This is a genomic window from Dryocola sharpae (assembly GCF_051307055.1).
Lineage (GTDB): Bacteria > Pseudomonadota > Gammaproteobacteria > Enterobacterales > Enterobacteriaceae > Dryocola.
Map to the genome: position 1 here is coordinate 3,835,954 of NZ_CP149994.1, position 18,794 is coordinate 3,854,747.

17 protein-coding genes are annotated in these 18,794 nt (G+C 55.3%); 4 read left to right on the forward strand and 13 right to left on the reverse strand.

Features of this window, described 5'->3' with window-relative positions; all coding sequences use genetic code 11:
- Positions 1-209: 209 nt before the first annotated feature.
- Entirely contained in the window at positions 210-485 is a 276-nt protein-coding gene (locus WLO31_RS18300; protein ID WP_435928035.1) for a DUF1471 domain-containing protein, read from the forward strand.
- Positions 486-597: 112 nt separating this feature from the next.
- On the opposite strand, the gene yjfP is transcribed toward WLO31_RS18300, so the two are convergent.
- Complete coding sequence (gene yjfP, locus WLO31_RS18305) at positions 598-1,326, reverse strand: esterase (protein WP_435928036.1); 729 nt, start codon at positions 1,324-1,326, stop codon at positions 598-600.
- A 192-nt stretch (positions 1,327-1,518) separates the two neighbouring features.
- On the opposite strand from yjfP, the gene bsmA reads away from it, so the two are divergent.
- The 3 genes from bsmA (at position 1,519) to WLO31_RS18320 (ending at position 4,385) form a co-directional block, all read left to right on the forward strand.
- Positions 1,519-1,848 carry a biofilm peroxide resistance protein BsmA gene (gene bsmA, locus WLO31_RS18310; RefSeq protein WP_435928037.1) on the forward strand — a complete coding sequence of 110 codons (330 nt, stop codon included), beginning with the start codon at positions 1,519-1,521 and terminating at the stop codon, positions 1,846-1,848.
- A 151-nt stretch (positions 1,849-1,999) separates the two neighbouring features.
- Positions 2,000-2,275, forward strand: a complete 276-nt coding sequence (locus WLO31_RS18315; RefSeq protein ID WP_435928038.1) for a DUF1471 domain-containing protein — start codon at positions 2,000-2,002, stop codon at positions 2,273-2,275.
- Positions 2,276-2,453: 178 nt separating this feature from the next.
- Positions 2,454-4,385, forward strand: coding sequence for a methyl-accepting chemotaxis protein (locus WLO31_RS18320; protein ID WP_435928039.1), 1,932 nt, complete (start codon positions 2,454-2,456; stop codon positions 4,383-4,385).
- 5 nt (positions 4,386-4,390) lie between these two features.
- On the opposite strand, the gene WLO31_RS18325 is transcribed toward WLO31_RS18320, so the two are convergent.
- The 12 genes from WLO31_RS18325 to mutL form a co-directional block, all read right to left on the reverse strand.
- Positions 4,391-6,025 carry an isovaleryl-CoA dehydrogenase gene (locus WLO31_RS18325; protein ID WP_435928040.1) on the reverse strand — a complete coding sequence of 545 codons (1,635 nt, stop codon included), beginning with the start codon at positions 6,023-6,025 and terminating at the stop codon, positions 4,391-4,393.
- A gap of 102 nt (positions 6,026-6,127) precedes the next feature.
- Positions 6,128-6,862, reverse strand: a complete 735-nt coding sequence (rlmB, locus tag WLO31_RS18330; RefSeq protein WP_435928041.1) for a 23S rRNA (guanosine(2251)-2'-O)-methyltransferase RlmB — start codon at positions 6,860-6,862, stop codon at positions 6,128-6,130.
- 149 nt (positions 6,863-7,011) lie between these two features.
- Positions 7,012-9,456 carry a ribonuclease R gene (rnr, locus tag WLO31_RS18335; RefSeq protein WP_435928042.1) on the reverse strand — a complete coding sequence of 815 codons (2,445 nt, stop codon included), beginning with the start codon at positions 9,454-9,456 and terminating at the stop codon, positions 7,012-7,014.
- 39 nt (positions 9,457-9,495) lie between these two features.
- Positions 9,496-9,921 carry a nitric oxide-sensing transcriptional repressor NsrR gene (nsrR, locus tag WLO31_RS18340; RefSeq protein ID WP_435930668.1) on the reverse strand — a complete coding sequence of 142 codons (426 nt, stop codon included), beginning with the start codon at positions 9,919-9,921 and terminating at the stop codon, positions 9,496-9,498.
- 281 nt (positions 9,922-10,202) lie between these two features.
- The gene (locus WLO31_RS18345) at positions 10,203-11,501 is read right to left on the reverse strand and encodes an adenylosuccinate synthase (protein WP_435928043.1); all 1,299 of its coding nucleotides are present in this window, start codon (positions 11,499-11,501) and stop codon (positions 10,203-10,205) included.
- A 102-nt stretch (positions 11,502-11,603) separates the two neighbouring features.
- The gene (locus WLO31_RS18350; protein WP_121266851.1) at positions 11,604-11,801 is read right to left on the reverse strand and encodes a DUF2065 domain-containing protein; all 198 of its coding nucleotides are present in this window, start codon (positions 11,799-11,801) and stop codon (positions 11,604-11,606) included.
- Between the two features lie 66 nt (positions 11,802-11,867).
- On the reverse strand, positions 11,868-12,872 hold the full coding sequence (hflC, locus tag WLO31_RS18355; protein ID WP_435928044.1) for a protease modulator HflC: 1,005 nt from the start codon (positions 12,870-12,872) through the stop codon (positions 11,868-11,870).
- A gap of 2 nt (positions 12,873-12,874) precedes the next feature.
- Entirely contained in the window at positions 12,875-14,131 is a 1,257-nt protein-coding gene (hflK, locus tag WLO31_RS18360; RefSeq protein WP_435928045.1) for an FtsH protease activity modulator HflK, read from the reverse strand.
- A 73-nt stretch (positions 14,132-14,204) separates the two neighbouring features.
- Positions 14,205-15,485, reverse strand: a complete 1,281-nt coding sequence (gene hflX, locus WLO31_RS18365; protein WP_435928046.1) for a ribosome rescue GTPase HflX — start codon at positions 15,483-15,485, stop codon at positions 14,205-14,207.
- A 74-nt stretch (positions 15,486-15,559) separates the two neighbouring features.
- On the reverse strand, positions 15,560-15,874 hold the full coding sequence (hfq, locus tag WLO31_RS18370) for an RNA chaperone Hfq (RefSeq protein ID WP_435928047.1): 315 nt from the start codon (positions 15,872-15,874) through the stop codon (positions 15,560-15,562).
- Positions 15,875-15,976: 102 nt separating this feature from the next.
- Positions 15,977-16,924 carry a tRNA (adenosine(37)-N6)-dimethylallyltransferase MiaA gene (miaA, locus tag WLO31_RS18375; protein ID WP_435928048.1) on the reverse strand — a complete coding sequence of 316 codons (948 nt, stop codon included), beginning with the start codon at positions 16,922-16,924 and terminating at the stop codon, positions 15,977-15,979.
- Entirely contained in the window at positions 16,917-18,791 is a 1,875-nt protein-coding gene (gene mutL, locus WLO31_RS18380) for a DNA mismatch repair endonuclease MutL (RefSeq protein ID WP_435928049.1), read from the reverse strand. The genes miaA and mutL overlap by 8 nt, the downstream gene beginning before the upstream one ends.
- Positions 18,792-18,794 lie beyond the last annotated feature (3 nt).

The window sequence follows — 18,794 nt, forward strand, 5'->3', positions numbered from 1 at the left end:
TTTTGTAGGGTGGTCAAAAAATAAACGCCCGGCTAACGCCGTGAAATTTATAACAATAGTTTGGGTTACTAAAAATTTTTGATGGAGAACGTCAGAAATGGTCGCTTTTTATTCAACCACATCGGTTTACACTTAATGTCACAGGCCGCCACTAATCGTAAACAGGAGCGACGACCACTGATAACACAACGGCTGTAGTGGAGCGCATTATGAAAACTATCGCTTATGCCCTTGTCGTTGCATTTTTGCTTTGTGCAAATGCGACGGCAGCGATCAAGATAGACAGCAAGGCCGCCAGAAATATGGATGATGTAAAAAGCCTTGGCGTGATTTACATCAACCATAATTTCGCCACCGAGCAGGAGGCCGAGCTGGCTATTAATGAAGACGCGGACCAGCATGGCGCAAAATACTACCGCACCATATTAATGAGAGAACCCGGTAGTAACGGCAATATGCACGTCAGCGCGGCTGTATACAGGTAGCACAATCACGATCCGAGCGTTAACACCAGGAATGCCACAACGACATAGAAAGCCAACGTTATACTTGCCCCCGGAAACGGGGGCTTTTTTCTGGATGCACGCCGGGACTCGCCTATAAGTGCTGAGTAAAGAATCGCGCGGTAGCCTCCAGCGCGCCGGGCGTAATGCGATGTTTCACGCCGGCTTCCCACAGGCAGATAAGATGTTTATCCAGCCCCTGCTGCGTGAGCGCCTGCTGCAGCCGCCAGGTTTCCACGGCGGGCACTACGTCATCTTCTTCGCCGTGCCACAGCATTAGCGGGCGATCGCCAAGACGCCCGAGCTGATGGCTAACGTCATATTCAGCAAGCATGGCGAGGACTTCATCAAGCCGCTGCGCCTGCGGCGGAAAAAGCGTTCTGGCGAGCGTCGTAAAGTAGCCGGACCCCATCAGGCAGGCCACACAACTTACTTCCGGATGACGAGCCATAATCCCCAGCGCCGTCATGCCGCCCATTGAGGCGCCGCCCACGGCAAGCCTCCCCTCTGCTATAAGATTCCGCTCCGCCAGCGCCTGTCGAAGCTGGGGAAACTCATCAACGCTCGTTTTGAGGATGGGCCAGAACTGCTGCAGGCGTGCATCTTCATCGCCGTTAAAACGTGCGCCGTGGCCTTGCGCATCGGGCATCACCACGCGCATTCCCGCCTGCGCCAGCGCGACAGCAAAATAGCTATAAACCAGCTTCGACGAGGTAAAGCCGTGGTAGAACAACACGGTGGGAAGAGCGGTTTGTTTCTCTCCCGCGGGGACCGCATGTAAAACCTCGATCCCGGCAAGTTGTTCCGTATAAATTTCTATCATTACTTTTCCCCCGATTCGCTGTGACAGCCTGTTGTAAGGCAAGGCACGGCGGGTAGCAAGAAAATCACGCGAATGGATTATTGCAATGGTGAGATCCAGTCTACGATTTTCATTCGAAAGTGATTCAAAAGCGCGGTGAAGGTAACAGAAAGGGAACATTCCCCCTTCACAGAATTGACCCGGAACTACACTATGACTATCAAGAAACGAGAAAACACCATGCGACTATTAGCGGCCTTATTGCTGGCAACCACGCTTAGCGCCTGTAGCGTTCTGCAAGGAACGCCGCAACCTGCGCCGCCGGTGGCGAACCATCCGCAGGAAATTCAGCGCCCACAAACGCAGGGGCTGACGAAAATCGGCACGGTCACCGCAATGGAACGCGGCTCTCCAATGGATGCGGAAGCCGCGATTAAAGCAAAAGCGACGGCAGCAAAGGCTGATTATTATCTCATCGTCCTGAATGCCGAGACCGTTATAGCGGGACAATGGTACGCGCAGGCGATTTTGTATCGAAAATGAGATCCTGATGCGGCTTATTTATTGATATTTACACAGCTTTTCGGCGTTTTATTATTTCTTATACACAATGGACCCTATCCCCAGCGACAGGGTTCAGTTAAGCGAAGGAATGCCCTGTTGTTAACCAGGATCTGTTTATAAGGAGCTGACAATGAAACGATCTCTTGCCTTAACCACATTACTGTTGTCTGTGGGGCTGATTACCACCGCTGCCCAGTCGGCGGAGGATGTTGCTGCGGACCGCGTTACCGGGTTGAATGAAATCGGCTTGATTTCCGTCAATGGCATTGCCGGTAGCGTACAGGATGTAGAAAAAATGATTGCCCTGAAAGCCGACGAACAGGGCGCGGCTTATTACCGCATCATTCAGATGCAGGAAAATCACCAGGCGGACAGCTGGCGTGCCCAGGCAATTCTTTATTCCTGATGTTACTTCCATCCGATGGGCTACAAAGCCGCGCCCGACGCGGCTTTGTGATTATAAAACGCTCTGTCTATGATCTAAATCACGCATCTGATTAATATTTAGTTACATTTGATGTTTAAATGTTAACGCTAGCCTGCCGTTGAAGGTGCACCATGCATTTCTTCATCAGGCCTTATCTATGATAAAAATCTTCAGGCATCCCGGACTTAGCGCCAAACTTTCGCTGTTGACCGGTTTTAGCGTTGCCCTTCTTTTTCTTCTTTTTACTTTTGCCCTCAGCCAGCGCGCCAGTCAGCAGCTTGAATCCTTAGCGCTTGATGATCTGCACAATCAGGTCAGCGGCGTCAGCGATATGGCACAGATGTTCGACAGCAGCCTGAGCGCTGAGGTTGAAAGCTATACGCGCCTGTTCGACAGTTTTCTGCCCCAGCCTCTTTCCCGCGATGAGAGCCAGCCTCAGACTATCAACGGTCTGAACGTGCCGCTGTTAAAAGGCGGCGAACAGCCGCTGCATGAAAACAACGCCATTCCCGACGATTTCCTGAAGCGAACGTCGGCGATATCCACGCTATTTGTACGCAGCGGGGAAGATTTCGTGCGTGTCGCCACGTCGCTGCGCAAAGAAGACGGCAGCCGCGCCATTGGCACGATTCTGGACAGGGCGAGTCCCGCCTGGCAGAAAGTCAGCCATGGAGAAACCTACCGCGGCCTCGCGCTATTATTCGGTAAACGTTACATCACCCAGTATCAACCCGTTAAGGACAGCGCTGGCGCTGTCATCGCCGTCCTGTTCGTGGGGGTTGATATCACCGCTTCCTGGCAGGTCATACGTGAAAAAATCTTAAACCGTCGCCTCGGCAGCAGCGGACATCTCTATGTACTGGATGGTTCTGCAGGTAAGAATTACGGGAATTACCTTTTCCATAACGGCGATGAAGGCAAACGCCCGGCATGGGATGACGAGACACAAAAACAATTACTGACGGCCGAAAAAGGTACGCTTGAACGTACAACGGCTGACGGCAGTACCTCCATCATGGCGTTCCGCCGCTTACCGGGCTGGAACTGGACGATTGTAGGTGAAGTGGACAAACCTACGCTGTTAAACGCCGTGACCACGATGCGCAATCAGTTTTTGGCTCTGGGTCTCGCCCTCGCTCTCGCCTTTGCGATCTTCTTTGTGGTGATTATTCGCCGCTGGCTGAGCCGTCCGCTGCGCGAGGTGATTAACGTTGCGGAACATTACGCCGCCGGTAATTTACAGGTCGCGCTCCATACCGATCGCCACGACGAGGTCGGGCAGCTGATGCAGGCGATTAACGGTATCGGCAAGGGCATCGAGAAAATTGTCATGCAGGTGCGTCTGGCGGCCGGCGATATCAGCCAGGGGACCGATGCGCTGGCGGCAGATAGCGAAGAAATCAGCGCGCAAATCAACAAGCAGGCGAGCAGCGTGGAAGAAACCTCCGCCAGCATGGAGCAGATCGCCGCCACCGTTTTGCAAAATGCCGGGAATATTTCACAGGCGAAACAGCTGGTAAGCAGCACCGCGGAAGCGGTACATCATGGAGGCAGCACCGTCACCCACGCCGTCGCGACCATGAACGATATTAAATCGGCGTCGCAGCGCATCGCCGATATCACCCACGTTATCGAGGCTATCGCCTTCCAGACCAATATCCTGGCCCTGAACGCCGCCGTTGAAGCAGCGCGTGCGGGTGAGCATGGCAAAGGTTTTGCGGTGGTCGCACAGGAAGTGCGCGCTCTGGCAGCCCGCAGCGCCAACGCCGTCAAAGAGATCGACGGGCTGATTGTCGATACGCTTGATAAAGTTACCGAAGGCCACCAGCTTTCTGAGCAAACCCGGCTGGCGATGGAATCCATCATCACGCATATTGACCAGATTAACCTGCTGATCACCGAAATTAACAGCGCCTCGCATGAGCAATCGGCGGGCATCGGACAGGTCAATATCGCCATGGTGCAAATCGGTGAAGCCACGCATATCAATGCCGACCGCGTTTCACGTACCGAGCAGACGGCTCACGAGCTGCGTAGTAAAGGTCACCATCTGAACGACCTGGTCAGCATTTTCAGGCTTAACTCCTGATGTGATTACGCTGTGCGCCCCGTGGCGCGCAGCAGCACGCCGGTTATCACCTGCTCCGGCAGCACCGATTCGCCGCGCTCGTCCAGCGTCATGCGGCACCAGGCTTCAGCCAGCGGCGGTGAGGAGTGCGTTAACAGTTGCGCACCGGTCGCGAGGTTAGCCAGCTGCCGGGTGATGCTCCTTCCCCATTCCTCCTGCGGCTTGCGAATGCGCTGCTGCAGCTGCCGCCAGCTTCGGTCGAAGTGGCGGTTCTGCCCTTTTACTTCATCGAATTCAGCATGCAGCATTTCCAGCACGCCAGGCTGGCGGGCAATCACCCGCAGCACATCGAGGCTCATAATATTGCCGGAACCTTCCCAGATGCTGTTGACGGGCATTTCACGATAGAGCCGCGGCAGCTCGCTCTCTTCGCAGTATCCTGCGCCACCCAGCACTTCCATCGTTTCCGCCACGAACGGCATCCCCGCCTTGCAGATGCTGAATTTCGCGGCTGGCGTAAACAAGCGGCTATAGGCCAGCTCAAGCGGATCTGCCGGCGACTCCCAGGCGCGGGCCAGACGGAACAGAAAGGCCGTTTGTCCCTCCAGTTGCAGCGCCATACGGCCCAGCACCTGCCGCATAATGGGCTGCTCGATAAGATTCTTACCAAACGCCTGGCGCTGATGAGCATGATAAAGCGCGACAGACAACGCCCGACGCATGAGGCCATGGCTGCCAAGCGCGCAGTCAAAACGGGTAAAACCGCCCATTTTGAGAATGGACCGCACGCCCTCGCCTTCTTCGCCGATTAGCCAGCCGATGGCGTCAAAAAATTCCACCTCGCTGCTGGCATTGGAACGGTTGCCAAGCTTGTCTTTAAGGCGCTCAAGCCTGACCTGATTACGCTGCCCGTCAGGCAAGAATCGTGGCAGAAAGAAGCAGGACAGCCCTCCTTTCGCCTGCGCCAGCACCAGATGCGCATCGCTTTGCGGCACGGAGAAGAACCATTTGTGTCCCAGCAGGCGATACATTTCACCCGGCCCGCGCCTGTCTGTCGCTTCCGCGCGCGTGGTGTTGCTGAGCACGTCTGAACCGCCCTGCTTTTCGGTCATCCCCATACCGATGAGCAAACCGCGCTTCTGGCTACCGGGCAGAAGGTGTGCGTCGTAGCGATCGCTAAGCAGCGGTTTTAACCAGGAATGAAACTCTTTCGGCAGAGAGCGTTGCAGCAGAGGGATCGCGCCAAAGGTCATCGTAACCGGACACAGCGTGCCTGCTTCCACCTGCGCATGCTGAACAAAACGTGCAGCTCTCGCCACGAATGAACCCTGACGGGCATCCTCCTGCCACGGCAAATTGTGGACGCGGTTGGCGCATAAGCCCTGCATCAGCAGATGCCAGGCGGGATGAAAACGCACGTCATCAAGCCGTTCGCCGCTGGGATCGTAACGCAGCAGCTCAGGAGGATTGGCATTCGCCAGCCGTCCCAGCTCCAGCGATTCAGCTGAACCGAGCTGCTGCCCGATACTTGCCAACAGCTCTGCATCCCAGCCCGCGCCTTCGCGGGCAACGGCCTCGCAAAGCGAGATATCAGAAAGGAAAAGGTTGCTGTTATTGAGGGGTATGGGTTGATTAAAAACGGTATGGGTTTGCCAGCGCATCGCGTTCCCTCCAGTTATGGCATTGCCACTAAGTATGGATGGTGACGAAGCTTATGCCTGGCGTGAGATCACAAAGCGGGGTGTTAACCACCCCGTAAAGAATTATTTGCTGCGTTGACGCACCGCTTCGAACAGGCAGACGCCGGTCGCGACGGAAACGTTTAACGACGATACGGAGCCCGCCATTGGAATGCTGATTAGCTCATCGCAATGTTCGCGGGTCAGGCGGCGCATGCCTTCGCCTTCCGCGCCCATCACCAGCGCCATTGGGCCGGTCATTTTGCTCTGGAACAGCGTATGGTCCGCTTCGCCTGCCGTACCGACAATCCAGATGTTCGCTTCCTGCAGCGTACGCATGGTGCGCGCGAGGTTGGTTACGCGGATAAGAGGCACGTTCTCTGCTGCGCCGCAGGCCACTTTTTTGGCCGTTGCGTTCAGCATGGCTGAGCGATCTTTAGGCACGATAACGGCATGCACGCCGGCCGCATCGGCGCTGCGCAGGCAGGCGCCCAGGTTGTGAGGATCGGTAACGCCGTCAAGGATCAGCAGGAAGGGTTGATCGATGCCGGCGATAAGCTCCGGCAGATCGTTTTCCTGGTACTGACGACCCGGCTTCACGCGCGCAATAATGCCCTGGTGCACGGCACCCTCGGACTTTTCATCCAGCCACTGACGGTTTGCCATTTGCACAGGCACGCCCTGAGCTTCCAGCGCATGGATTAAAGGCATCAGACGTTTGTCTTCCCGGCCTTTAAGGATAAAGACTTCCTGAAAACGCTGCGGCGCATTCTCAAGCAGGGCCTGGACGGCGTGAATGCCGTAAATCATTTCACTCATTGCTATTACTCGGTTCAGACCCCACAGGTCTGTTGTTCGGTTCATTATTGAGAAGCGGTAAGGTGGATAAACGTAACGTCATCCACCTTGATTGCCGGAGCGGTAACGGCGGATAGCGCAAGCTTATCCGCTCTACGGCAGCGCCGGCTTCAGCTCGGCTGCTTCTTAGCTGCGCGCTTCGCTTTAGTTGCGGCGGCTATCTTACGTGTTTTGTCCGAAGGCGTTTTGGCTTTCTTCTCCTTCTTCTCGGTTTTCGCTTTCTTCGGCTTAGCCGGCTCTTTCTCTTTACGGAAAGCGCTGTCCGGCTCGAAGTTCACGCGTTTACCGCCCTGACGCCGTTTCGGCCCTGCGCCGTTACCGCCCTTTTTGGCTCTGTCTTTCGCCGTTTTACCTTCGCCGCGCGGCGCACGGGAGCTGGAAATCAAGGCGAAATCAATTTTGCGCTCGTCCATATGCACGGCCTCAACGCGCACTTCCACGCGGTCGCCCAAGCGATACGTCTGGCCGCCGGATTCGCCAATCAGGCGCTGCCCGACCTGGTCAAAGCGGTAGTAGTCGTTATCCAGCGTGGAGACATGCACCAGGCCATCGATAAACAGATCGACAAGACGTACAAAGAAACCGAAGCCGGTCACGCTTGCGATAATCCCGTTGAACACCTGGCCTACCTGATCCTGCATAAAGTCGCACTTCAGCCAGTCCGCCACGTCGCGTGTTGCTTCGTCGGCGCGACGCTCAGCCATAGAACAATGCTGGCCAAGCTGCAGCATCTCTTCCATGTCGTAGTGCCAGCCGCCGGACGCCGTGCTGTTGCCTTTATGCCCCTGCTCTTTCGCCAGCAGATATTTAATGGCGCGGTGCAGCAGCAGGTCCGGATAGCGGCGAATCGGCGAGGTAAAGTGCGCGTAGGATTGCAGCGCAAGACCGAAGTGCCCGCGGTTTTCCGGATCGTAAACCGCCTGTTTCATGGAGCGCAGCAGCATAGTTTGCAGCATTTCATGATCCGGACGATCGGCGATGGAGGTCAGCAATTCGGCATAATCGCGCGGTTCCGGCTTCTGGCCGCCGGGCAGCTCCAGCCCAAGCTCTGCCAGCACCGTGCGGAATGAGGTGATGGCATCGTTGGTCGGCCTGTCGTGATCGCGGAACAGCGACGGCTCGTTGTGCTTTTCAACAAAGCGCGCAGCCGAGATGTTCGCCAGAATCATGCACTCTTCGATGAGCTTGTGCGCATCGTTACGCACGGTTTGCTCGACGCGTTCAATACGACGTTCGGCGTTAAAGATAAACTTCGCTTCTTCGCTTTCGAACGAGATCCCGCCGCGCTGCGCGCGGGAAACTTCCAGCACCTTATAGAGGTTATGCAGCTCTTCAATATGCTTAACCAGCGGCGCATATTGCTCGCGCAGCTCCTGGTCGCCCTGCAGCATGTGCCACACTTTGGTGTAGGTCAGGCGCGCATGGGAGCTCATTACCGCTTCGTAGAATTTCGAACCGGTGAGGCGGCCCGAGGCGGAGATGGTCATCTCGCAGACCATACACAGACGATCTACCTGCGGATTAAGCGAACAGAGGCCGTTAGAAAGCACTTCCGGCAGCATCGGAATCACCTGCGACGGGAAGTAAACGGAGGTGCCGCGGTTGCGGGCTTCTTTATCCAGCGCGGTTGGCGGGCGAACGTAATAGCTTACGTCAGCAATCGCCACCCACAGGCGCCAGCCGCCGCCGCGTTTTTTCTCGCAGAAGACGGCGTCATCAAAGTCGCGGGCGTCTTCCCCGTCGATGGTAACGAGCGGCAAGTCGCGTAAATCCACGCGGCCCACTTTGGCATCTTCCGGCACTTCTTCTTTAAGCGTCGCCACCTGGGCTTCAACTTCTTGCGGCCAGACATAAGGGATTTCATGGGTGCGCAGCGCCATATCAACGGCCATGCCGGTGCCCATATTATCGCCGAGCACCTCAACGATTTTACCCACCGCTTTGGTACGGCGGGTTGGGCGCTGGGTAAGCTCAACCACCACCACAAAGCCCATGCGCGCGCCCATCAGCTCTTCTGGCGGGATCAGAATATCGAAGCTCAGACGGCTGTCGTCCGGCACCACAAAACCAATGCCGGCGTCGGTAAAGTAGCGGCCGACGATTTGCCCGGTTCTTGGCTCAAGCACGCGCACGATACGCGCTTCGCGGCGGCCTTTACGATCCGCGCCCAGCGGCTGCGCCAGCACGATATCGCCGTGCATGCACATTTTCATCTGCTCAGATGAAAGATAAAGGTCGTCTTTACGCCCTTCGACGCGCAGGAAGCCGAAGCCATCACGATGGCCGATAACTTTGCCCTTGAGCAAATCAAGGCGTTCTGGCAAGGCGTAGCACTGGCGGCGGGTAAAGACTAGCTGACCGTCGCGCTCCATGGCGCGCAGGCGGCGGCGCAGCGCTTCCAGCTGCTCTTCGCCGCTGATATTCAGCTCTTCTGCCAGTTCGTCACGATTGGCAGGTTTTTCACGTTTTGAAAGATGGGCAAGAATAAATTCCCGGCTTGGGATCGGGTTTTCGTATTTTTCGGCTTCTCGTTCCTGAAAAGGATCTTTTGACATTGCGGTTCCTCCGAAGTCATCCGCGGATGGAGTTATGTGTTACTCCACCAGCAGTAATTTGTAGAGCGGTTGGTTTTGGTCCACCAAATCGGCCAGCGTGTGCCTGTCGAGCTCCAGAAGGAAGCTCTGCACCGCTTTGCCAAGAGCAAGCTTAAGGCGGCATGCGGGGGTTATATGACAAAACTCACTGCTACAGTTCACCAGGGACAGCGGCTCCAGCTCTCGCACCACATCTCCCACACGAATAGTATGGGCGGGTTTACCGAGGCGAATGCCGCCGTTTTTTCCGCGCACGGCGGTTACAAAGCCGGCGCGACTGAGCTGATTAATGATTTTCACCATATGGTTACGCGATACGCCATACACCTCTGTTACTTCAGAAATGCTGGTCATCCTTCCTTCAGGCAAAGACGCCATATAAATCAAAGCACGTAAACCGTAATCAGTAAAACTCGTTAACTGCACATCAACCTCTTGGGTGGGAGGGGGGAAACGCTTATTGCCGGTGTGGCGATATATTGATGATAAACCAGCCATATCTTTGGCGGCTAATTTATTTATATGGGGAAGGTAAAAAAGCGGCTTAAAACAACGTTTACACCCATCAGCATTCGGGTTGTAGCCAGGCGGCAAGGAAGCTTATCCCGATGAGCTTACTTCGGTAAGTGATTCTGGTAACTGAGCGTCGCCAACGCCGCTGCAGCCTGAAGGATAATGGGGTGTGATGGTCACACCCCATAGCAGGATTACGCGTCGAACGGATCGCGCAGAATCATGGTTTCAGAACGGTCCGGACCGGTAGAGATGATATCTACAGGCACTTCGGTAAGTTCTTCAATACGTTTGATATAGTCAAGCGCTGCCTGCGGCAAGCCGCTGCGCTCTTTCACGCCGAAGGTCGTTTCGGACCAGCCCGGCATGGTTTCGTAGATTGGCTCGATGCCTTCCCAGTCATCCGCCGCCATTGGGGTGGTGGTGACTTCACGACCATCCGGCATGCGGTAGCCGACGCAGAGTTTCACCTCTTTCAGGCCGTCCAGCACGTCCAGCTTGGTCAGGCAGAAGCCTGAGAGGGAGTTAATCTGCACCGCGCGGCGCACGGCAACCACGTCCAGCCAGCCGGTACGGCGGCGGCGACCGGTGGTCGCACCAAACTCGTTACCCTGTTTGCACAGGAACTCGCCGATGTCATCAAACAGTTCGGTAGGGAATGGACCTGCGCCAACGCGAGTGGAGTAAGCCTTAATGATCCCCAGCACGTAATCCACATAGCGCGGGCCGAGGCCAGAACCAGTTGCGACGCCGCCAGCGGTGGTGTTCGAGGAAGTGACGTACGGATAAGTGCCGTGATCGATATCCAGCAGGGTGCCCTGCGCTCCTTCGAACATCACGAAGTCACCGCGTTTACGCGCCTGATCCAGCAGATCGGAGACGTCCACTACCATGCTGGTCAGGATGTCGGCGATAGCCATCACATCGTCCAGGACCTTCTGGTAGTCAACCGCTTCGACTTTATAGAAGTTAACCAGCTGGAAGTTATGGTATTCCATCACTTCTTTCAGCTTGTCTGCAAAGGTGGCTTTGTCGAACAGGTCGCCAACACGCAGGCCGCGACGGGCCACTTTGTCTTCATACGCAGGACCGATACCACGACCGGTGGTACCGATAGCTTTGGCGCCGCGCGCTTTTTCGCGAGCAACATCCAGAGCCACATGGTAATCGAGGATCAGCGGGCACGCTTCAGACAGCAGCAGACGCTCACGTACTGGAAGACCGCGATCTTCCAGACCTTTCATCTCTTTCATCAGCGCTGCAGGAGACAGCACAACGCCGTTACCAATGATGCTGGTGACGTTATCGCGAAGAATGCCTGATGGAATAAGATGGAGGACGGTTTTTTCACCGTTGATTACGAGAGTATGGCCTGCGTTGTGACCGCCCTGGTAGCGCACAACATATTTAGCCCGTTCAGTCAGAAGATCGACGATCTTTCCTTTACCTTCGTCACCCCATTGGGTGCCCAGTACGACGACGTTGTTACCCATTTTTCAAAATCACCGTTTGCTTAAAAAAGGATTCTACCATCGGTTTCCCCGATGATCAGCCCTTTTAGTCTACAAAATGGTAATCGGCCGCCTGAATCTTATTCAGCCCGCCGCGCGACTCAACATATAGTAGATAACGACGCCTGCCACCACTAGTCCGCCGCCAAAGCGGCGTAGCGTATTGTCTGGCAGTTGCGTCATCGCGGCGATCATGCGGCGCCACATACGCGGATAAAGCATCGGACCCAGGCCTTCGAGCACCAGAACGAGCGCCAGCGCTATCCAGATTGTAGAGTTCATAGCATTCCCTGAAGCGGATAAAAAAAGAGCCGGACAAACCGGCTCTTGATTAAGTTGCTGACGAAGCTAGCGTGAGCTGTTCGCAGGCGTTTTCATGTAGCGGAAGAAATCGTTGTCCGGGCTAAGCACCATCACGTCCTGACCGGACTTGAAGCTTGCTTCATAGGCGCGCAGGCTACGGATAAAGGCATAGAAGTCGGGATCCTGGCTGAATGCATCCGCAAAGAGTTTAGCCGCTTGCGCATCGCCTTCACCACGGCTGATACGCCCCTGACGCTCGGCTTCTGCCAGAGTACGGGTGACTTCGTAATCGGCGGTCGCACGCAGCTTCTCAGCTTCTTCCTGACCCTGTGAACGGTGGCGACGGGCTACCGCTTCACGCTCGGCGCGCATACGGTTGTAGATAGCTTCGGATACTTCAGCAGGCAGGTTGATCTGCTTGATGCGCACGTCCACTACTTCGATACCCAACGCCGCCATACTGTTCGGGTTGACGACCGCGACCTTACCCTGCGTTTCTTTGGTAATACGCGCTGCCGCAGAAGCGATGGCATCGTCTGCTGCCGGCGTTGCCACTTCATCGTCTGTGCCCGCAGAACCAGAGTTCAGCGCGTCACGGACATCCAGCGTCAAACGACCGCGGGAATCGGTCACGATATCTTTCACATCCAGACGACCAATTTCCGAGCGCAGGCGGTCGCTGAATTTACGTTTCAACAGCACTTCCGCCTGAGAGACGTCGCCACCACCGGTTGCCAGGTAGTAGCGGCTAAAGTCGCTGATACGCCATTTGATGTAGGAGTCGACAATCAGATCTTTTTTCTCTTTGGTTACAAAGCGATCTGCCTGGTTATCCATAGTCTGAATACGGGCATCAAGCGTTTTAACCGACTCGATAAACGGCACTTTGAAATGCAGGCCCGGCTCGTAAACCACAGGCTTGTTCTCATCATCACGCAGCACTTTACCAAAGCGTAATGTGATCCCTCGCTCCCCTTCGTGTACCACGAAGATCGAGGTGAACAGCACCACCAGCACGATGATAATTAAAGCAATGACTGACTTACGCATCGTTATTCACTCCCTACGCGCTGGTTATCAGTGCGCTGTGCGTCCGCACGACGCTGATCCATGATATCGCCTCTGTTGGTCGAGGACGAAGTGCTGGCGCTGCCGCTGGCTGAGCTGGACGCTGGCGGCAGGCGCAGTAAGTTGTTTGCACCGCTTTTATCGCTCCCGGCGGCAGGCTGCGCTCCCCCTTTGAGCATCTGATCGAGCGGCAGCACCATCAGGTTGCCACCTTTATCGTTGACCAGCACTTTACGGGTTTGGCTAAGCACTTTTTCCATGGTTTCGATATACATACGTTCACGGGTGATTTCTGGCGCAGCTTTATATTCTGGCAGCAGCTTCGCAAAGCGAGCGACTTCACCCTGCGCTTCTAACACGGTCTGTGTCTTATAGGCACGCGCTTCTTCGAGAATACGCTGCGCCTGACCGTTAGCACGCGGCTGAACTTCGTTGGTGTAGGCTTCAGCTTCTCGAATGTATTGCTGTTCGTTTTCACGCGCGGAAATTGCATCATCAAACGCCGCCTTCACCTCTTCCGGCGGACGGGCTGCCTGGAAGTTGACGTCAAGCAGGGTAATACCCATGTTGTACGGGCGAATGGTCTCTTCCAGTTCGCGCTGGGTATCGTTACGAATAATGGTACGACCCTCAGTAAGGATCTTATCCATGGTGTATTTGCCGATTACGCCACGCAGGGCGCTGTCGGTTGCCTGGCGCAGGCTGTCGTCCGCGCTGGTCACGCTGTACAGGTATCTTTGCGGATCGGTTACGCGGTACTGCACGTTCATTTCAACGCGTACGACGTTTTCATCAGAGGTCAGCATTACGCCAGAAGCGGCAAGTTCACGCACGGATTCCACGTTAACTGCGCGCACGCTGTCAATGAAGGTCGGTTTCCAGTTCAGGCCAGGCTCAACCAGATGGCTGAACTTACCAAAACGCGTCACAACGCCGCGTTCGGCTTCTTTAATGGTATAGAACCCGGTGGCTGCCCAAATAATGACCGCAGCGACAGCGACAATGCCCACCACGCGACCACCAATATGTGGACGCGGAGTCTGAGAAGAACCGCCGCCGGTACCGCCGCTTTTACCGCCGCCTAAGCCACCAAGTTTTTTACTTAACTTACGGAAGATATCATCCAGATCAGGGGGTCCCTGATCGCGCCCTCCTTTGTTACCCCCAGAGTCGCCGCCAGGTTTGCTGCTTCCCCACGGGTCGCGGTCCTGTCCGTTATTACCGGGCTGATTCCACGCCATGTTTATGCTCCATATTTGTTGTGCGGTGATATCCCCCGTAGGGGAAAAAGTCTTCAGGACAAACGCGCGCCGGTCAAACAATGTAATCCATCAGTGCCGGTTCTTGTTTACAGAGGCGACGCCAGTCGACGATGGGCATACGAACCTGTAAGCCAACGCTGCCGTCATCCTCCATCCACTCTTTTTCTATTGCCTGAAGCTGATAAAACCGGCTCCGAAGTCGCCCAGCCTGGGGGGGTAAGCACAACGTATGCTGCGCAATTTCACCAGATAAACGTTCAGTCAAAGCCTGGAAAAGCAGTGGAATACCGGCACCCGTCCGGGCTGAAAGCCAGACGCGTATCGGTACATTTTCATCGTTCCTGTCGATACGCGGCTCAAACTCGTCCAGCGCATCGATTTTATTCATAACCAGCAGGACGGGAATGTCATCGGCCTCGATCTCTTCTAAAACGGTATCGACCGCGGCGATGTTCTCCTGAATCCTGAGATCCGACGCATCAATCACGTGTAATAGCAGCGTGGCCTGACGGGTCTCCTGCAAGGTTGCTTTAAACGCCGCCACAAGGTCATGAGGCAGATGCCGAATAAAGCCCACCGTATCTGCCAGCACGGTTTCCCCTACGTCTGCAACGTCGATACGACGCAGCGTAGGATCGAGCGTGGCGAACAGCTGATCTGCGGCATACACTTCAGCCGCGGTAATTTGGTTAAAGAGGGTGGATTTACCGGCGTTGGTGTAGCCCACCAGCGAGACTGTCGGCACATCGGCCTTCGCACGCGAGCGCCGCCCTTGTTCGCGTTGTTTTTCAACTCGTTCTAAGCGTCCAAGGATCTGCATGATACGGTTACGCAGCAGTCGGCGGTCCGTTTCAAGCTGCGTTTCGCCAGGACCGCGTAAACCGATGCCACCTTTTTGACGCTCAAGGTGGGTCCAGCCGCGGACCAGTCGCGTTGCCAGATGGCGCAACTGTGCCAGCTCAACCTGCAGCTTACCCTCGTGGGTACGCGCACGCTGGGCGAAAATATCTAAAATAAGCCCCGTTCTGTCGATAACCCGACACGCGCACAGGGCTTCAAGGTTACGTTCTTGCGCCGGAGATAATGCATGATCGAACAGCACGACCGAGGCCCCAGTGGCTTTAACTGCATCGGCGATTTCTACGGCTTTGCCTTCACCAACAAAATACTTTGGATGCGGCGCTTTGCGGCTACCGGTAACCACCTGCAGCGCTTCGACGCCGGCTGAAGAGACCAGGGATTCAAACTCCGCCAGGTCCTCCATGTCTTTGTCTTGCGAAAAATAGATGTGTACCAGTACCGCCTGCTCACCTGCGTCATAACGGTCAAACAAACGTATAACCTCTCAAAAAGACCAGCGGGGAACGCAGCTTTCCTGGTTCCCCGATCTGGAAAACAACAAATGCCTTATTCGGCGTCTTCGCTGTCTTGTTGTGGCGCAGAACCAGAACTCTGCGCGCTTCCACCATGGTGGTAGCTGCCGGAACCGCTAGTACCCGTGTTATTACTGTGATGAGATACCGGACGAGACGGAACAACAGTTGAAATCGCGTGCTTATAGACCATCTGGCTGACCGTGTTTTTCAACAGGATCACAAACTGATCGAAAGACTCAATCTGACCTTGCAGCTTAATACCATTCACCAAATAAATAGAAACTGGAACACGTTCCCGACGCAATGCGTTCAGGAACGGATCTTGTAATGATTGCCCCTTAGCCATTCTATCTTTTCCTTATATGCTTGTTGTTTGTAACTCAAGAACCCTGAGGCTCTGAAAAACTGCGTAAAAATTTGCGCACGATATCGATTCAATTGTACACATTCATTGGTGCTTCGCACTAACAACCTGTAATACTTCATCGCGGGCCAGTTCAGGGTTTTCGCTGTCTAACCAGTGAACATCTTCCCAGCCTCGCAACCAGGTCATCTGGCGTTTAGCCAATTGTCTCGTCGCGCAAATACCTCGATAAACCATTTCCTCATGTGATACTTCACCCGCCAGATAAGACCACATCTGCCGGTAACCCACACAACGAATGGAAGGCATCTCCGTATGCAAATCTCCGCGGGCAAAAAGAGCCCGCACTTCTGCTTCAAAACCTGAAGCTAACATCTGATGAAAACGCTGCTCAATGCGCTGATGGAGCAGTTCACGGCTCGCCGGGGCGATGGCGAACTGATGCACCTGGTAAGGCAGAGCTTCTCCTGACGTTTGCGTCAGTTCCGTTAAAGTTTTACCCGAAATGAAAAAAACTTCCAGTGCCCGGGAAAGCCTTTGCGGATCGTTAGGATGAATCCTTGCCCCGGCAACCGGGTCGACCTCAACCAGTTGACGATGCAGCGCATCCCATCCCTGCTCTGCTGCCTGTTGTTCAATCCTCGCGCGCACGTCCGGATCGGCCGCTGGTAACGGTGAAAGCCCTTCTAACAACGCCTTGAAGTAGAGCATCGTTCCCCCGACTAACAAGGGGATACGCCCGCTGCGGGTAATTTCAGCCATCTGTGCCAGCGCATCGCGACGAAAATCCGCGGCTGAATATGCCTGTGCCGGATCGAGAATATCAAGTAACCGGTGCGGTGCCTGGGCGAGTTCTTCCGCCGTCGGCTTCGCCGTTCCGATGTCCATCCCTTGATAGATAAGGGCCGAATCGACGCTTATCAACTCTACCGGCAACGATTTACGCAAATTAATGGCTAATGCCGTCTTACCTGAGGCCGTCGGCCCCATCAAAAAAATCGCCTTTGGCAGGCTTTTGCTTACTTCAGTCATGTTTCAGGGCGTTCATCGCCAGCGTTAAATCAACAGGTTGTAACAAACCGCCAGGTGGATTTTTCACCAGCTGCGGGCAAAGGCGCTCAATATCGGCAAGCAAAGCAATAGCTTGCGCCTGATTCCACCCTTCATGCTCGCAGGTTAAATGGCGAGCAAACCAGTGGGCAATTTGCATTGCGCTAACCTCTGCCTGTTGCGCCAGGTATCCTGGCAGTTCATGAATCAAGATTTGTAAATTTTGTTTACGCAAAGGTAAAGGTACGGTGCGAATCGTTATCTGCCTTGCTTCTGCGGCAAATTCGATGCCCATGCTCAGCAATAACGGTTGATAACGCAGCAACACGTCCAGCTCTTCCTTAGAGACTTTCATCCGCACGGGAATCAGCAACGGCTGCGCGCGAACGCCTTCACTGCCCGGAACAAGCTGCGCCTGCTTCAGCCAGCGATCCGCCACGGTGAGCGATAAAAGCATCAGGCTGTCATCGCGCTCCAGAAGGGCGTATTCCGGCGAAATAATCGTCAGTACTCGTCCAAAGCTCTGGGCATGTCCTCCCAGCGCGCCCGGCTCCTCAGCGCGATTAACCGCTGGCGGCACCGTTGGGGTATCCAGTAGCTGGCGATAAAGCTCGCCTTGCTGCTTCTGGTAACCTGGCGTCGCATTTGTCCATGCTGGCTGAGGGTGCACGCCGGAATTAGCGCCGGATGAATGACCTCCGGCTGCCCGAGGCACAGCTTCACGAGGCGCCGCAGGCTTTTGAGGTGGAGTAGAAAACTGATTACGCCCCGAGGCCACACGGTTTTCAGGCTGCCAGCGTTCCTGCGTGGTTTCGGCTGGGGTTTCTTCCTGCAGCAGGTGATTTTCGCTTTGCTGCTGCAAAACGCTCAATACGCCCTGATAAATAAAATCATGCACCAGGCGCGACTGATGGAAACGAACCTCGTGCTTGGCGGGATGCACGTTGACGTCAACCTGATGCGGATCGATTTCCAGATAGAGCACGAAAGCCGGCTGCTGATTGGGTCCCAGCTTGTCTTCACAGGCCTGGCGAATCGCATGCACGATCAGGCGATCGCGCATCATGCGGCCATTTACATAGCAATACTGGATTTCCGCCAGCGTCGGAGTAGTGGCAGAAGGTTCGGCAACCCATCCTCGCAGCGCCAGATCGCCATGCTGCCATTCGATTGCCAGCGCCTGCTCCAAAAACGGCGTGCCGCAAATCGACCCAAGCCGACGTTCACGTGGCGCGCCGTCCTGCACGGCACGGTACTGCCGCACCATTTTGCCGTTGTGATTGAGGTTAATGGATACGTCAAAGCGCGCCAGCGCAATGCGGCGCACGATTTCATCGATATGGTTAAACTCGGTTTTCTCGGTGCGCATGAATTTACGACGAGCCGGCGTGTTGTAGAACAAATCCAGCACTTCGAGCGTGGTGCCGACCGGATGCGCGGCGGGTTTTACCGTCACATTCTGATCGCGCCCTTCGGCGTAGGCCTGCCACGCTTCGCTTTGTTCCGCGGTGCGGGAAGTTAGCGTGAGGCGGGCAACCGAGCTGATGCTTGCCAGCGCTTCGCCACGAAAGCCGAGGCTGATAATGGCCTCAAGATCGTCAAGCGAAGCAATTTTGCTGGTGGCATGACGAGCCAGCGCCAGCGCCAGTTCATCCTTGTTAATACCGCAGCCATTGTCGCGAATGCGGATAAGCTTCGCGCCGCCGCGTTCGATATCGATGTCGATACGCGTCGCACCGGCATCAAGGCTGTTTTCTATCAGCTCTTTTACCACCGACGCAGGGCGCTCAACCACTTCGCCTGCGGCAATCTGGTTCGCAAGCTGGGGAGGCAGAACCTGAATCGGCATAGA

What these genes read in the sequence shown, in the direction of transcription:
- WLO31_RS18300 (WP_435928035.1), top strand. Translation starts at nt 210, where the DNA reads ATGAAAACTATCGCTTATGCCCTTGTCGTTGCATTTTTGCTTTGTGCA.
- yjfP (WP_435928036.1), bottom strand. Translation starts at nt 1,326, where the DNA reads ATGATAGAAATTTATACGGAACAACTTGCCGGGATCGAGGTTTTACAT.
- bsmA (WP_435928037.1), top strand. Translation starts at nt 1,519, where the DNA reads ATGACTATCAAGAAACGAGAAAACACCATGCGACTATTAGCGGCCTTA.
- WLO31_RS18315 (WP_435928038.1), top strand. Translation starts at nt 2,000, where the DNA reads ATGAAACGATCTCTTGCCTTAACCACATTACTGTTGTCTGTGGGGCTG.
- WLO31_RS18320 (WP_435928039.1), top strand. Translation starts at nt 2,454, where the DNA reads ATGATAAAAATCTTCAGGCATCCCGGACTTAGCGCCAAACTTTCGCTG.
- WLO31_RS18325 (WP_435928040.1), bottom strand. Translation starts at nt 6,025, where the DNA reads ATGCGCTGGCAAACCCATACCGTTTTTAATCAACCCATACCCCTCAAT.
- rlmB (WP_435928041.1), bottom strand. Translation starts at nt 6,862, where the DNA reads ATGAGTGAAATGATTTACGGCATTCACGCCGTCCAGGCCCTGCTTGAG.
- rnr (WP_435928042.1), bottom strand. Translation starts at nt 9,456, where the DNA reads ATGTCAAAAGATCCTTTTCAGGAACGAGAAGCCGAAAAATACGAAAAC.
- WLO31_RS18345 (WP_435928043.1), bottom strand. Translation starts at nt 11,501, where the DNA reads ATGGGTAACAACGTCGTCGTACTGGGCACCCAATGGGGTGACGAAGGT.
- WLO31_RS18350 (WP_121266851.1), bottom strand. Translation starts at nt 11,801, where the DNA reads ATGAACTCTACAATCTGGATAGCGCTGGCGCTCGTTCTGGTGCTCGAA.
- hflC (WP_435928044.1), bottom strand. Translation starts at nt 12,872, where the DNA reads ATGCGTAAGTCAGTCATTGCTTTAATTATCATCGTGCTGGTGGTGCTG.
- hflK (WP_435928045.1), bottom strand. Translation starts at nt 14,131, where the DNA reads ATGGCGTGGAATCAGCCCGGTAATAACGGACAGGACCGCGACCCGTGG.
- hfq (WP_435928047.1), bottom strand. Translation starts at nt 15,874, where the DNA reads ATGGCTAAGGGGCAATCATTACAAGATCCGTTCCTGAACGCATTGCGT.
- miaA (WP_435928048.1), bottom strand. Translation starts at nt 16,924, where the DNA reads ATGACTGAAGTAAGCAAAAGCCTGCCAAAGGCGATTTTTTTGATGGGG.
- mutL (WP_435928049.1), bottom strand. Translation starts at nt 18,791, where the DNA reads ATGCCGATTCAGGTTCTGCCTCCCCAGCTTGCGAACCAGATTGCCGCA.